The sequence below is a fragment of the Sorangium sp. So ce836 genome, assembly GCF_028553905.1.
Taxonomy (GTDB): domain Bacteria; phylum Myxococcota_A; class Polyangia; order Polyangiales; family Polyangiaceae; genus Sorangium; species Sorangium cellulosum_D.
In genome coordinates this window covers 651,873-666,423 of the sequence record NZ_CP102233.1, presented here as the reverse complement: position 1 = coordinate 666,423, position 14,551 = coordinate 651,873, and the positions used below count along the sequence as shown (strand labels likewise).

The following is a 14,551-nucleotide window of genomic DNA, read 5'->3' as shown; positions in this document are numbered from 1 at the left end:
ATGTCGTTCCGACCATGGTCTTTCCATCGTAGGCTTCGCCATCGCTGCCGGTTGGATAGGACGGGGCCCGGCCCGCCCGGGCCCCCTGCCAACGGTGAGGGCGAACGACAGAATCAACTACGTCATTATTTTCTTTTTCAACTGAGCGCACACTGGGCCCAATGCCGCAGACAAGTTGCTGTCAGTGCGTTCTCCGTACGACACGACAGTCACACCTACAAGATCAGACGGCAGATCGATTCGCACATCACGATTACATACAATGAACACTCGACCACGACCGAGCGTACCCATAAACAAGCCAACCTCGAACACAACATTGTCACGCGGAGCCTTGCCAACCTGACCTCGCTTGGCAACAAGGTCATCCGGCGTGAGGACAAAGATCGCACAATCAGAATCCCTGGCTCTACACACAAGATCGTCGAGCACATTCGTCGAAGGACCGAAGACACCTTGAGTCCAGATTGTACATTCGGCGACGTACTGAAGCCCAGACTGTAGCTCTTCTGCAATAGAAATCGAGAGCCTTTCCGCCGACGAACCAATGAACACCCTCGGCGTCCTAAACCTGGCCAGCCTCGCACTGGAAGTCTTGTCGAACGCATGCCTGAGCATCGCCCCAGCATCGCGTTTCCACCTTACAATTGACCGCGACAAGATTCCGGAAGACAACACGGCGGACATTCGACCCATAGCGCCCTTCACACGGGCAACCGACTGCACCTTACCCATCTGACTTTGCACCATAGACACATCCTCCCAACCACGAGACCGAATGCGACAACAAATCTAATCTCACGGGAAGATATGGGCGCGCGCAACGGGGCCGCCGCCAACGGCAGCGGAAGGCCGAAATACTGGGCCCACCAGCGGTGCTGGTCATTCTTCAATTTTGCCCACATCGCCAACCTTGCCGATATGGGAGATTCCGGAGACGCTCTACATTATCCGACTCGGGAATCACCACATCTTTACTTTTCGACCTCTGGACCGTCAAGCAAAAATCGAAACCTTCGCCGTGGCCGTGTCGTGGCCATGTCGGCCCTCCTTCTGTACTTGTCATGAAGACAGCAGAAGCCAACGCCTAGACTGTGCGGTGCGGCCAGGCTGATGCCGTCCCTACGGGAGAGCGCGGACCTCTCGCTGAGGATGACAGAAGTGGCAATTTAACCGGCGATCCGCAATGCTTCGGAACCAGTCGTCATATCCGCATGCCTCCGCGTAGCAGGACAAACGCTTGGAGGGCACGACGTCTCCCGTCCAGACTGCATCGGGGAAAGTCGTTCCGCTATTAATGAGCAGCAGCTCCAGAATTAGCGCCTGGACTGGAGTGGAGCATCGTCGTTCAGACTGACTCGAATTCTACGAACCTGATTCCCGGCGCTACAGTTGTTTAAGAACGCCGCGACAAAAAAAAAGTCCCACTCGCCAGGAGGCCAAAGGAACATCTAGTACGGCAATGACAGGGCCGAGCCCGAGCCTGACGCGGTGCGCTCCTCTCACGAGGCGTGTGGGCTCGACAAGCTGCCAGCTGACAGCGGTCTCGAAATCCGCAAGGTGTGGTTCGGGGAATGTATCGGGGTCCGTCTCGATGCGCTGCTGGGCGAGGCCGTCGCGACCAGCGAGCTCATTCCCGACCTGGGCTTCGGCGTGCTCGGGCGCTTCGTTCGGTCGCGGGATCGTCACGATGCGGCCAAAGCGTCCCAGAGCTGGCTACGCCAGGCGATGGATGCCGCTGTCCGGCACTTCCGGAGCCCGTCCGCGGCCCGATCGCCCTCGGCTACGCCTCGCACTTCGGCCTCGGCACCATGGCCCCGGCCCCCTGATCCGGCTCCACGGATCTCCTTCATCCCCTCCCCACCCCGCCGTATCCTCCTCGCTGGAGGCCCCATGCCGACCGCGACGAGATCCCAGAACGCCACGCTCACCGGCGCGCTCCCGCTCGACCGCCCCACGGCGGAGCGCCCGCACCGGCTCTACGTGGCCACCTCGAACCACTGCAACCGCGCCTGCCCGTGGTGCTGCACCTGCTCGTCGCCCCGCGGGCGGACCTTCCTCGCCCTCGACCGCTACCGCGAGAGCTTCCCGGCCGAGGGCCCCTTCGAGGTGCAGCTCGAGGGCGGCGAGCCCACCATCCACCCGCACTTCGACGAGATGGTGCGCCTCGCCCGCGCCGAGCCCCGCTGCGCGCGCGTCGTCGTCGTCACCAACGGCGTCGAGATCCCGCGGGACCCGGCCGGGCTCGACGCCTGGCTCCAGAAGCTCGGCGAGCCCACCACCCTCAAGCTCTCGATCAACCACCACCTCCTCGAGCACGACAGCGGCCTGCTCCCCCTCGCGCGCGCCCTGCACGAGCGGCTCGCCGCGCTCGGCGGCGACCGCCAGCTCGTCCTCAACGTCCGACTGCGCAAGACGGAGGCCGACGGCGACGCGTGGGTCGTGGAGGCGGTGCGCGACGCGGGGCTCCTGGCGCTCGCCAACGTGTTCCACCTCCAGCGCTACGGCTTCGCGCAGAAGCGCGAGGACTGGGACGAGCCGTTCCTCGTCGGCACCCATTTCACGATGCTCAACCCGGACGGCCGCGCCTTCGGCCCCGACCTCGTGGCGCGCTCCGACGCCATGCGGGGCCTGCCGTGAGCGCGCGCCCCTTCCGCGACGAATGGCGCCGCCTGAAGAGCCGCGCCTTCGACCTGACGGGCAACAGCACCGCCGGCGAGACGGTACGCTTCGACCTGTGGGGCCGGCCGGTCGAGATCTACCGCAACGCGAACTTCTCCATCTACAGCCGGCAGCCCTGCAATGCGAAATGCCACTTCTGCGTCGAGGAGCTCAGGCCGGCGTCGCGCGGGCGGAGCCTCTCGCTGCAGAAGACCGTCGAGGACGACGACGGGCGCTATTTCGACGCCATGGCCGAGTCCCTCGACGCGCTGAAGCCGCTCGATCCCACGGTATCCATCACCGGCGGCGAGCCGAGCCACGATCCGCGGCTGCCCCGCATCCTCGCCCTCGGGCAGGCCCGCCGAGGGCGCAAGCGGACGCTCACCACGAACGGCTCCGGGCTGCTCCAGGAGCGCGACGGAAAGCGCGTGATCGACTGGATCGTCGACACCGGCATCCAGCACCTCAACATCAGCCGCGCCCACCCCGATCACGACACGAACGCCAGGCTGATGGTGATGAAAGACGGCCTGAGCGTCGGCGAGCTGCGCAGCGTCGTGGCGGTGGCAGCGGCGGGCGGCACCCGGGTGCGCCTCTCCTGCGTGCTCCTCGCGGGGCAGATCGACTCGGCCGACGCCATCGTGGCCTATCTGCGGTTCGCCCGGTCCCTCGGCGTGGACAACGTGATCTTCCGGCAGCTGATGAAGACCGATCCTACCGCGGTCATCGAGAACCACGTCGTGAAATACAGCGATCGCGCGCGCGTCCGGCTCGAGCCGATCCTCGACGCGCTCGGCGCCGACGCGCGGTTCTCGTTCGAGCGGCAGATCGTGGGCTATTATTACTATGTCGAGGTGTTCCGCTTCGAGGACATCGATGTGGTCTTCGAGGAGGCCGACCTCGCCCAGCTCGAGGAGACGAAGCGCTCGGGCCCGGGCATCGTCCACGAGCTCATCTTCCACCCGAACGCGCGGCTCGCGTCCACCTGGCAGCCCTGGGACGGCATCCTGGGCCCGCCCCCGGCGGCGCGCGCGTCCCTCGACCCGTCATGACGCCGCCCGTCATCCCCGTTCCGTACATCGGCCGCAACCTGCTCTTCCTCGAGGAGGTGCTGGACGAGCTCGACGCGCGCGGCGTCACAGGCCCGCTCCTGTTCCGCGCGAGCGAGGCGGACAAGCTGGCTCGCCTCCTCGAGCACGGCACCGACCGCGCCGGATATCCGGGAGAGCGGCCGTGGACCGACGGCCCGGACCAGGGGCGCCCGATCCGGCACGAGGACGTGATCTTCGCGACCACCGAAGGCGAGATCCGGCGGGGAGAGCGGGAGCCCGAGCGGTCCACGTCGCTCAAGAAATTCGCCGGGATCAATCGGCCGCTGTTCGTCGCGCACGACGCCCGCTGCTTCGTCAAGCTCTGCGACCGGCAGTACGAATACCGCGATCCGGCGCGGAAGCAGGCGGCGCTCCTCGCGCTGTTCCCGGTGACGCGGGTCGAGCCCATCCAGGGCTGGTTCTCCGAGGAAGACGGCCTCGCGTACCGAGCGCTGGCGCGCTCGCTCCGGGGCGGCGCGATGGTCGAGGTGGGCTCCTGGAAGGGGCTCTCCACGGCGTACGTCGGGCGGCTCGCGGCGAGGCACGGTGTCGCGCTCCATTGCGTCGATACGTGGGACGGCTCCAGCGACGCCTACGACGAGCGGTATCGCGCCCTCTTGGCCGCGGAGGACGTGCCGGGCGCGTTCCGGGCGAACATGGAGGCGCTCGGGATAAGGCCCCACGTCCTCCGGACGCCGTCCACGGACGCGGCGGCGCGCTTCGCCGACGCGAGCCTGGATCTCGTGTTCCTCGACGGCTCGCACGACCGCGCGGCCGTGCTCGCCGATCTCGAGGCCTGGTGGCCGAAGCTCAAGCCGGGCGGCGTCCTCGGGGGCCACGATCACAACGAGGAGCACGCGGGCGTCGTGGACGCGACAGCGCACTTCATGTCCGTGGCCGGGCGGCGGATCGAGCGCGGCGGCGGCTCGGTGTGGTGGGCGCGGCGATGAGCGCGTCGGAGAAGAGCAAGCGCCTCTTCGTCGCGACGGGCGCCTATTCGTGCGGCAAGACCACGACGCTCCGCCACCTCGCGACCACGCGGGGCTGCCGCGTGCACGGCGAGGCGCACCGGCGCGTGCTCGACGAGCTCGGGGCGCGCACCCACGGCCACCCACCCGACGCGCCGTTTCGCCCGATCGACGCGCCGGACCACCTCTGTCCCCTGTGCCGCAAGCGGGAGTTCGCCGCGCGGGTGCTGGAGACCCAGAAGGCGATCGAGGCGGAGGCGAGAGATGGGGACTGGCTGGAGCGCGGGTATCTCGATCCGGTCGAGTACTACCTGCGCACGAGCGGAGAGACGGCGTATCCCTGGCCGCCCGGCGAGCCCGCGTTCGAGCGCTATGCGCTGGTGTTCCTGTTCGCCGTGATGCCGGAGCTGCAGGCGCCGCGCTGGGGCAAGAGCAGCGAGGCGCGGGCCGCCGAGGCGGAGCGGATCAACCTGCGGCTCGGCGCGCTGTACCGGGCGGCCGGCTTCGAGGTGGTCGACGTCGGACCGGGCACCGTGGAAGAGCGGGCGGAGCTCCTGGCGAGCCGCGCGCGGCTCGGGGGCGCGGGACGAAGCGCTTGAGGTGGCCCGTCGTGGCGTGTGAGGGCGGCGACGCGCGGGGCGAGCGTGCTATCCTGCGTGAGCGCCCATGGTAGCCGCCGCGCACAGGCCGTCGCCGCCCTCGACTGCGCCCGCCGGTGAACAGCGGTTCGTGCTCCACGGCGTCTCCTGGCAGACCTACGTGAGGCTGCGGGACGAGCTGGACACGCCCGGCCTGCGGATGACCTTCTGCGAAGGGACGCTGGAGCTGATGCGCCCGTCCATCGATCACGAAGCAACGAAGACGCTCATCGCCCGCCTGATCGAGCTCTTCGCGCTGGAGCGGGATGTGCCGCTCTACGGCTACGGCTCGACCACGTTCCGCCGCGAGGCCAAGGCACGCAGTCTGGAGCCCGACGAGTGCTATTGCGTCGGCGAGGCGATCGAGGAGCTCCCCGACATCGCGATCGAGGTGGCGCTGACGAGCGGTGGAATCGACAAGTTGTCTGTCTGCAGCGGTCTCGGCGTCCGTGAGGTCTGGTTTTGGGAGAACGACGCCTTCCACCTCCACGCGTTGCGCGGCGAGGCGTACGAGGCCATCGCGGCCAGCGAGCTGCTTCCGGATCTGGATCTCGTCGCGCTCGCGCGGTTCGTCCGCTGGCCCGACCAGCACGCGGCGGTCAAGGCGTTCCGCGGCTGGCTGCGGAACGCCGGCTGAGCCCGCTCGGACTGCGGCGCCCGACGCTCACCCGTCCGCGAACTCCTGAGAGAGCCGCACGTCCTTGAGCTCCGCGCCGAGCAGCTCGATCGCGGCCGTGACGAGCGGGTGGTCGGCCACGGCGCGCCGGGCGGCATCGACGCGCGCCTTGCGCTCGGCGGTCTCGACCTGCGCGAGCGACGGGCCGGCGCTGCCGCGGGTGATCGTCTCGAAGACGAGCTCGGCGGGGCCGCCGAAATGGGATTGCAGCACGCGGGCGAGCATGTCGCGGGCCGCGGGCTCGGTGGCCTGGCCCGACAGGAACGAGTTCGCCTCGTAGCCGAGGACGACGCGCGTCGGCGAGAGCTCCAGCACGGCCGCGTGCTCGAGCACCGAGGCGAGCGCCGGCCGCAGCGCCCGGACCGCGGTGATCACCGCGCGCCAGGTGGCGAGATCGCTGGCGCTCATCGCCGGGGGCGGCGCGCTGCTCGTCCTTGACACGGGGCCCGGCGGCGCGTGGGCCGCCGGGGCGCTCTGCGGAACGGAGTACAGCGCCCCGCGCGGCGACGGAGGCGGGGCGCTGTCGGGGCGGTACGCCGGCGCGGCCGCGCCGTTCGCGTACGGCGCCTTCGCGAACGCCGGCGCCGCCGCGCCCGCGAACGCCGGCGCCGCCACGCCCGCGAAAGACGCCGCCGCGCCGTTCACGCCCGGCCCGCCGTTCACGAGGGAGACGACGTTCGCCGCCGCGCCGTTCGCCGCCACGCCGCCGCTCGGGCGCGCCACCACGCCCGCCGGCGGCGCGCCGTAGGCCGCAGCCACCGGGCCGCCCGCCGCCACCGCACCGCTCGGCCTCGCCGCCACCGCGCCGCCCGCCACGGCCACCGCGGGGCCGTGCGCCACGGCCGCGCCGTTCGCCCTCGCCGCCCCGCCCGCGCCCGGCGCGCCGCTCGCAAACGCGACGCCGTTGGCGGCCGCGCCGTTCGCCGCCGCGCCGTTCGCCCTCGCCACCCCGCTCGCCGCCGCGCCGAACGCCGGCCCCGCGCCGAACGCCGGCCCCGCGCCGAACGCCGGCCCCACGCCGGCGCCGCGCGCGTCCTCCGGCGCAGCCTCCGCCGCGCCCCGCCGGGGCGCAGCCGCGCCGCCGGACGGCGCGCCGGGCCGCTGCGGCGCCCGCTCCGGCGCACCGCCGCCGCCGCCTCCGCCGCCGCCTCCGCCGCCGTTCAGGCGCCGCTCGAGATCGCCGAGGCGGCGCAGCAGCTCGTCGATCGGCAGGAGCGGCGGACGCCTGGCGAGCCGCACGAGCGCCATCTCCAGCGAGGCCCGGGGCTGACCGCTCCGGACGATGTCGTCGAACGCGCGCGAGAAGCCCTGGTGCAGCCGCGTGAGATCGTCCGCGTCCGCGCGCGCCGCGAGCGCCCGCGCGTCGGCGACCTCCTCGTCGGCGAGATCGAGCAGCGGCGCCGGATCGTCGCAGACCTTCGCCACCACGAGATCGCGCAGGTGCGCGAGGAAGTCGCGGGCCACGTGCGGCAGGTCGTACCCCTCCTGCGCGAGCTCGCCGACGATGCGCACGCACGCCGCAGGATCGCCGTCCACCAGCGCCTCCGCGAGCCGGTGCAGCACCACGCGATCGGCGACGCCGAGCACCTTCGCCACGCCCTCGGCCGTGATGCGATCGCCGCTCGTCCCCACCCACGCGATCACCTGGTCGAGCAGGCTCATCGCGTCGCGCATGCTCCCCGCCGCCTCCCGCGCGAGCGCGCTGAGCGCAGGATCGTCGGCGGGGATCTTCTCCTGCTCGAGCACCCACCGGAGCCGCGCCGCGATCGCCTGCGCCCCGATGAGCTTGAAGTCGTAGCGCTGACACCGGCTCAGGATCGTGACCGGGACCTTGTGCACCTCCGTCGTCGCGAAGATGAACTTCACGTGCGGCGGCGGCTCCTCCAGCGTCTTCAGGAACGCGTTCCACGCCGCGTTCGAGAGCATGTGGACCTCGTCCACGATGAAGATCTTGAACCGGTCGCGCGCCGGCCGGTACGGCAGGCTCTCCTGGAGCTTGCGCACCTCGTCGACGCCGTTGTAGCTCGCGCCGTCGATCTCCTGCACGTCGACGTCCGCGCCGACGGTGATCTCGGCGCACGGCGCGCACGTCTGGCACGGCTTCGCCGTCGGGCCGTGCACGCAGTTCAGCGCCTTGGCGAGGATGCGCGCGCTCGTCGTCTTGCCGACCCCGCGGACGCCCGTGAAGAGGAAGGCGTGCGCGACGCGATCCCGCGCGATGGCGTTGGCGAGCGTCGTGGAGACGTGCTCCTGGCCGACGAGATCCTCGAAGGACTGCGGGCGCCATTTCCGCGCGAGGACGACGTAGCTCATACGCTGCTCGACTAGCACCTTCTCGCGGGCGCGTCGCCGCAGCTGTGACCGGCACGGACGGCGCCCCGCATTCCGGTCAGTTTGCCAGAGTTGCCGCTCGAAACGCACCCCGCTCCGCCGGGACCAGGGCCGGCCGCCACGCGCCGACGCGCGCCGGGGAGTCCCTGGAGAGGCGGAAGCGCCCGCTCGCGGCGAGACGGACCGGGACGGGGCGGGACCGGCCGGGCTCTCCGCGTCCCCTTCCCGGTTGCGGCGCGGCGCGGTTCACGGCATAGACGGCCGTCTGACCATGCAATTTCGCGGCGGAATGAATGAGCTGGTTCGCCAGGCGGCGCGCATGCAGCGCAAGATCGACCAGGTGAAGGGCGAGCTGAAGGACCGCGAGGTGAGCGCGACCGCCGCCGGCGACAAGGTCACCGTCGTGGTCTCCTGCGAGGGAAAGGTGCGCAGGATCGACGTCGACCCCGCCTTCCTCGCCAGCGAGGGCCTGGAGATGGCGCTCGACGCCATCGTGGCCGCGTCGAACTCGGCGCTCGAGACGGCCGACAAGCTCGTCGAGAGCGAGATCGCCAAGGTGACCGGCGGCGTGAAGCTCCCCGGCATGCACACTTGACCGCGTTGCGTCCCCCGGCCTCGCTCCCCGGCTCCTCGAAGCTCCCGAACGGCGGCCCCGCCGGCTTCCGCAGCGCGCCCGGCGGCCTGCCCGGCCGGCTGTCGCGCGTCGCCCAGCTGCTCGCCCGCCTGCCGGGCGTCGGCGAGAAGACGGCGCAGCGCTTCGCCCTCTTCCTCGTGACCGCCGGCGAGGACACCGCGCGCGACCTCGGCAGCGAGCTCGCGGAGCTGTGCGACCACGTCCGGCCGTGCACCCGGTGCGGCCACATCGCCGAGCTCGACGAGGACGGCCGGGCGCTCTGCGCCATCTGCCAGGACACGCGGCGCGACGGCGCCCTCCTCTGCGTCGTCGCGCGCGTCCAGGACCTGCTCGCGATCGAGCGGAGCGGGGCGATGCGCGGGCGCTACTTCGTGCTCGGCCGGCTCCTCTCGCCGCTCGAGGGGGTCGGGGCCGAGGAGCTGCCGCTCGAGGCGCTCCGGGCGCGCGTGCGCGACCCCGAGCAGCCGGTCCGGGAGGTGCTCGTCGCGACCCCGCCCTCGGTCGACGGGGAGGCGACCGCGCTGCTCCTCGCGCGCGAGCTCGGCGCCATGGGGATCCAGGTCACGCGGATTGCCAGCGGCGTGCCGCACGGGGGAGATCTGGAGTTCGCCGACCAGGTGACGCTGGGGCGAGCCATCGAAGGCCGGAAGAGCTTCGGCTAGCGAAAACCGCGCAGCTCGGCCCCCGACCCACGAGAGCGAGGGCCGGGGCCGGCGGGCCTTCCGCACGCCGGGGCGCTCCACGATTCAGAGGTCGACATGTCCAAAACCGCAATCACATCCGACCGTGCACCGCGCGCCATCGGGCCCTACTCGCAGGCCATCAGGGCCGGCGACCTCGTGTTCTGCAGCGGCCAGATCCCGATCGATCCCGCGACGGGCGAGCTCGTCGGAGGGGGGATCGAGGCGCAGACGGCCCAGGTGATCAAGAACCTGACCGAGGTGCTGGCCGCGGCGGGCGCGGGCTGGGACGACGTGGTGAAGACCACGATCTACCTGACGAACCTCGCGGATTTCGCCGTCGTCAACCAGGTGTACGGGGCGGCCGTCGGCGGCGCGCCGCCCGCACGGGCGACGGTGCAGGTGGCGGCGCTGCCCAAGGGCGCCGCCGTCGAGATCGAAGCTGTTGCCCATCTATCGCGATAATCGGGGAGCCGCGGCCGCGGCCCCCATCTCCAAAATGTCCCCGGGAGCCTCGACATGAGCACAAAGAACGAGAGCGAGAGCACGGAGCGGACCGCCAGCGCAGTTCCCGAACCTGCGCACGAGGGCGCCCCCGATGCAGAGAGCGGAGACAAGCCGCGCGCGCGCAGGGTCGTCCGCTCGGCGAGCACGTCGGCCTCCGCGAAGCGAGCCGACGAGCCGTCCGAGGGCGCCTCGGCGCAGCCCGCAGGCGAGGCGCCGCGCCCCTCGGCGAAGGCCGCCGCAAAGGAGCCGCAGGGGTCGCTGCTGGACGTGATCGCGCCCCGCAAGCGGCCGGCGCTGGCGGACGCGCCGCCGCCGGCCACGACGCCGCCCACGACAGAAGACGCCGCGCCGCCGCCCACCGCCGCGCCGCGCGTCGTGCGCGACTACCGCGCGCCCAGGCCCGAGCGAGCCGCCGCGCCCTCCGGCGCGCCGCGGTTCGACCGGGGGCCGAGGCCCGACCGCGGGCCGCGCCCCGATCGCGGGCCCAGGCCCGACCGCGGGCCGCGCCCCGACCGGGGGCCCAGGCCCGACCGCGGCCCCAGGCCGGAGCAGGGCGCCGGCGCGGCGCAGGGGGCCGGCGCGGAGCAGGGCGCGAGGTTCGACCGGGGGCCCCGGCCCGACCGGGGGCCGAGGCCCGACCGCGGCCCGCGCCCCGACCGCGGCCCGCGCCCCGACCGGGGGCCGAGGCCCGACCGCGGGCTGTCGGCGCGGCCGGTCGCGGAAGGCGGGGGCGCGCGGCCCCCGGCGGCCGAGGGACGAGCGCCCGCGGCGGCGAAGCAGCAGCAGCAGAGCGACCGGATGGTGACCGTGGTCGGCCAGGGCGCCGCCGCGACGGTCGTGACGGGCAAGGGCGCCCGGCAGCAGGGCCCGGCAAAGCCGGCGCACCTCCTGTTCGCGCTGCCGGCGGCCAAGGCGAAGCAGGTCGCGGCGGCGGACAAGCCGGCGCTCACGGCGCGCGAGGCGCTCGCCGCGAAGGCGAAGGCGAAGCAGGCGACCGCGGCCGCGAAGGGCAAGGCCGAGGGCGGGGCGCGGCCCGAGGGCAGCGCGGGCGCCGAGGCGGCGAAGGTCGAGTTCGACGCCGAGGTGCTCGCGGCGGGCTGGGACCGGGCGATCGAGGCGCTGCGATCGGCGGGCGACGCCGCGCCGGCGCTCGTCGACGCCTGGCTCGGCGCCTCCAACGCGGAGGCGATCGCGGCGGCCGCCGAGTCGGAGGAGGCCCCCGGCGCGGCGCGGAAGGCGGCGCGGCGCGCGCTCAACGTGCTGAAGTCGCGCGGGGCGGCGATCCCGACGCGCCCGCGCGTGGTGCGGCTCGCCGACGAGCGCGCCGAGGTGGTCGAGGCGACGCTGATCCCGCCGGACTCGAGCGGGACCGAGGCGATCGCGATCACGAGCCGCGACACCAGCGGCCGCTACCGGATCGCGGAGGTGATCGTGCGCGACGGGGTCGGCGTGGTGCACGCCGGCGCGGGGTGGCTCAGCGGCTCGCAGCTCAAGGAGGGCCGGGCGCGCGCGCAGGACAACCTGGGCACGGCGCCCGTGGCCGTCTCCCTGGAGTGGGCCCGCCACCGGATCGCGCTCGCGAAGCGGCAGAACGCCGCGTCGGGGCAGGTCCTGCCGCTCGGGCTCGAGGGGTGTCGCGATCTCATCGAGCCGGCGCCCGAGGCCGAGCCGCGGCACCCGGTGGCCGACCTCGAGGAGAGCCTGACGGACGAGCTGGTGGCGTCGCACATCGCCGGCTCCGCCTCGCTGCACGACGAGCCGGAGTTCCGGCACTGGCTGCCCGCGCGGCAGGCGCTCGACGAGCTCCTGCAGAAGGTCGGCCAGCGGCTCGGGACCGCCGGGATGCGCGATCCCGCGCTGGTGAACACGGCGCTGCGGGAGGAGCTCGAGCTCGCGACCGACCGGTTCTTCTCGCCCGAGGTGCGCGGGCAGCTCGCGACGCGGATCCGGAGCAGCGCGGTCTCGCTGCGGGCGCGCAAGGGCGACGCGGCGGCCACCGCCGCCCTCGCCGTGGCGCGCGCCATCAAGGAGGCGGGGCTGATCACCTCGCCGCCGCGCGAGATCCCCTTCCTGGCGGCGTTCTTCCAGAAGGCGCTCGGCGTGCTCGCGCAGCAGGGCGGCGGGCAGCTGCGGGTGCCGGTCCCGGCGGGCGCGGCCGCGCCGGCCGGGGGCGGCGAGGCGCCTGCCGAGGGCGCGGGCGGCGAGGCGCCGAGCGGCGAGGGCGCCGAGGCGCAGCAGGCGGCCGGCGGGTGATCGAGGGCGCCGGCGGCATCGGCGCGTGATCGAGGGCGCCGGTGACCCCGGCGCGTGATCGAGAGCGCTGGCGACCCCGGCGCGCTGGGCACAAAGAGCAGAGAGGCGTGCCCGGATCCTTCCGGCGCTCGCCTCTCGGCTTTTGTCCCGGCGGAGCTACTTCACGTCGATGGTGATATCGCCGTTCTCGGTGAAGAGCTCGAGGAGGCCGCCGTCGCCGTCGCCCATCGTGTACGACGTCGCGCTGCCCTCCCCGGCGGTCGCCCACGTCGAGGGGATGCCCTGCGCCACGACGTCGCCGTTGAGCGTCTGCGCGGTCATCGTCCCGTCCACCCCCGCCGGCACCGAGAGCTCGATCGCGCCGTTGCCGGAGGAGATCGCGCCGTCCGAGCTGCTCCACGCGTCGAGGTCGACGAAGACGCTGCCGTTCTTTGTGGCCACGTCGATCGCGCCGCGCGCGCCGACCACGTCGATGCTGCCGTTGTTGCTCACGATGGTCGTGCCGCGGGACGGGACGCCGTCGAGGTCGACGTCGATGCTGCCGTTGTCCTGCTCGATGCGGAGCCCGCCGTCGAAGTCGTTCGGCAGGACGACCTCGATGTCGGCGCCGAGGTACCCCGAGGAGCCGTCCCTGGTGCGGGTCGTGATGACGACGTCGCCGTCGGTCTTCGCGGCGAGCTCGAGGTCCTCCTCGATCTCGTGCACCGCGAGCTGGTTCTCGTCCTTCTTGCGCATCGTGAACGGGGAGAAGGTGACCACGACGTCGCTCACGTTCCCGGTGCGGACCTCGACGTCACCGTTGTCGCTCACGATGCGGATGCTCTGGGTCGGGAGGTACTCGACGCGCACGCTCTCGTCGTTGCCTTCATAGCGCACGAGGGTCTCGGCGGTGACGACACACCCGGCCGTCGCTGCGGCAGAGGCCGCGCAGATCAAGAAGCAGGCGATTCGAAGCGAGCGATTCATCATGGATTCCTCTCGGGCAGATTGTACGGCGGGCGAGGCCCGAGCCCCGTCCGGCCGCGCACGGAGCGCGCTGGCCCGTTTCTTGGACGCAGGCTCCGAGCGGCACATCCTGGATCGCAAGATTTCGACGCGGTCCGGCCGGCCGCCGCGGCTCAGGGCGCTTCCCACGGGAGAGGCGCCTCACCGAGACCCACCTTCTTGCGGAATGCGGCGTGCAGCGCCCGGGTCTTCGGCCCGGGGGCGCCCGCGCCGATGGCGTGCCCGTCCACGCGCACGACCGGAACGATCTCGCGGAGGCTCGAGGTGATGAACGCCTCTTCCGCAGCGAGGAGGCGGGCCATCGTGACCGGCTCGCAGCACACGGGGATGCCGAGCTCGCCCGCGACGTCGATGACGTTGGCCCGGGTGATGCCGACGAGGATCCCGGCCTCCCTGGGCGGCGTGATCAAGAGGTGCCCCGCGTGCTCCGCGCCCTCGTGCGCGGGCGGCCGCCGCTCCACCAGGAAGACGTTGGACGTCGTGCCCTCGACGACGTGGCCGGACGGGTCGAGGATCAGCGCCTCGTGGGCCCCGGCGGCCCGCGCCTCGCGCAGGGCGAGGAGGCTCTCGAGGTAGTTCGAGACCTTGGCCCCCGGCGCCGCATCGCCGGCCCGCTGGGTGAGGGTCGTGATGGCCGAGATCCCGTCGCGGTAGAGCGCGCCCGGCAACGGCTTGAGCGGCTCGACGACGATGACGCGGAGGGGCGCGCTCGCGAGCGCGGGATCGAGCCCGAGCGGGCCGCTGCCGCGGGTCAGCATCACGCGGACGTAGCTCTCGAGCGGCGCGGCTGCGCCCGCCGTCCCCGCCGAGCCCGCGGCGCCGGCCGAGCCCGCCGCCGCGCCGGCGCCCTCCGCCGCGGTCGCGGCCCGGAGCAGCGCGCGCACCTCGCGGCCGAGCTCGTCGCGGGGGATCGGCAGCGCGATCGCGATCCGCTCGGCCGAGCGCTCCAGGCGGGCGAGGTGCTCCTCGAGCGCGAACGGCTCGCCGCCGTAGGTGCGGATGGTCTCGAAGACGCTGTCGCCGTAGAGGAAGCCGCGGTCGTAGACCGAGACCTTGGCCTCCTCCGGCCGATGGATGACACCGTCGATGCTGACGAGCCGCGTCACA

Annotated in this window: 13 protein-coding genes; 9 read left to right on the top strand and 4 right to left on the bottom strand. The window is 72.4% G+C overall.

The window, feature by feature from the left end:
- Positions 1–117 precede the first annotated feature (117 nt).
- Positions 118–750, bottom strand: a complete 633-nt coding sequence (locus tag NQZ70_RS02515; protein ID WP_129572796.1) for a TIR domain-containing protein — start codon at positions 748–750, stop codon at positions 118–120.
- A 1,143-nt stretch (positions 751–1,893) separates the two neighbouring features.
- On the opposite strand from NQZ70_RS02515, the gene NQZ70_RS02510 reads away from it, so the two are divergent.
- From NQZ70_RS02510 to NQZ70_RS02490, 5 genes are all read left to right on the top strand, one after another.
- Positions 1,894–2,640, top strand: a complete 747-nt coding sequence (locus NQZ70_RS02510) for a radical SAM protein (protein ID WP_129572795.1) — start codon at positions 1,894–1,896, stop codon at positions 2,638–2,640.
- Positions 2,637–3,713, top strand: coding sequence for a radical SAM protein (locus NQZ70_RS02505; RefSeq protein ID WP_129572794.1), 1,077 nt, complete (start codon positions 2,637–2,639; stop codon positions 3,711–3,713). Before NQZ70_RS02510 ends, NQZ70_RS02505 begins: the two co-directional genes overlap by 4 nt.
- A complete protein-coding gene (locus tag NQZ70_RS02500; RefSeq protein ID WP_129572793.1) occupies positions 3,710–4,702 on the top strand; it encodes a class I SAM-dependent methyltransferase in 993 nt (330 codons plus the stop codon). The genes NQZ70_RS02505 and NQZ70_RS02500 overlap by 4 nt, the downstream gene beginning before the upstream one ends.
- Positions 4,699–5,319, top strand: a complete 621-nt coding sequence (locus NQZ70_RS02495) for an ATP-binding protein (RefSeq protein ID WP_237244948.1) — start codon at positions 4,699–4,701, stop codon at positions 5,317–5,319. Before NQZ70_RS02500 ends, NQZ70_RS02495 begins: the two co-directional genes overlap by 4 nt.
- A gap of 67 nt (positions 5,320–5,386) precedes the next feature.
- On the top strand, positions 5,387–5,995 hold the full coding sequence (locus NQZ70_RS02490; protein WP_129572791.1) for a Uma2 family endonuclease: 609 nt from the start codon (positions 5,387–5,389) through the stop codon (positions 5,993–5,995).
- 27 nt (positions 5,996–6,022) lie between these two features.
- Here NQZ70_RS02490 and dnaX read toward each other — a convergent pair whose 3' ends face one another.
- The gene (gene dnaX, locus NQZ70_RS02485; RefSeq protein WP_237244946.1) at positions 6,023–8,347 is read right to left on the bottom strand and encodes a DNA polymerase III subunit gamma/tau; all 2,325 of its coding nucleotides are present in this window, start codon (positions 8,345–8,347) and stop codon (positions 6,023–6,025) included.
- A gap of 289 nt (positions 8,348–8,636) precedes the next feature.
- On the opposite strand from dnaX, the gene NQZ70_RS02480 reads away from it, so the two are divergent.
- The 4 genes from NQZ70_RS02480 (at position 8,637) to NQZ70_RS02465 (ending at position 12,439) form a co-directional block, all read left to right on the top strand.
- The gene (locus NQZ70_RS02480; RefSeq protein ID WP_044985452.1) at positions 8,637–8,960 is read left to right on the top strand and encodes a YbaB/EbfC family nucleoid-associated protein; all 324 of its coding nucleotides are present in this window, start codon (positions 8,637–8,639) and stop codon (positions 8,958–8,960) included.
- An 86-nt stretch (positions 8,961–9,046) separates the two neighbouring features.
- Complete coding sequence (recR, locus tag NQZ70_RS02475; RefSeq protein WP_129581088.1) at positions 9,047–9,661, top strand: recombination mediator RecR; 615 nt, start codon at positions 9,047–9,049, stop codon at positions 9,659–9,661.
- Positions 9,662–9,757: 96 nt separating this feature from the next.
- Complete coding sequence (locus NQZ70_RS02470; RefSeq protein ID WP_129572789.1) at positions 9,758–10,144, top strand: RidA family protein; 387 nt, start codon at positions 9,758–9,760, stop codon at positions 10,142–10,144.
- A gap of 54 nt (positions 10,145–10,198) precedes the next feature.
- The gene (locus tag NQZ70_RS02465; protein ID WP_207217722.1) at positions 10,199–12,439 is read left to right on the top strand and encodes a hypothetical protein; all 2,241 of its coding nucleotides are present in this window, start codon (positions 10,199–10,201) and stop codon (positions 12,437–12,439) included.
- 156 nt (positions 12,440–12,595) lie between these two features.
- Here the strand turns inward: NQZ70_RS02465 and NQZ70_RS02460 are convergent, their stop codons facing one another.
- On the bottom strand, positions 12,596–13,405 hold the full coding sequence (locus tag NQZ70_RS02460) for a hypothetical protein (protein WP_237244943.1): 810 nt from the start codon (positions 13,403–13,405) through the stop codon (positions 12,596–12,598).
- A 152-nt stretch (positions 13,406–13,557) separates the two neighbouring features.
- A complete protein-coding gene (locus NQZ70_RS02455; RefSeq protein ID WP_129572787.1) occupies positions 13,558–14,550 on the bottom strand; it encodes an aminotransferase class IV in 993 nt (330 codons plus the stop codon).
- Between the last annotated feature and the right edge of the window lies 1 nt (position 14,551).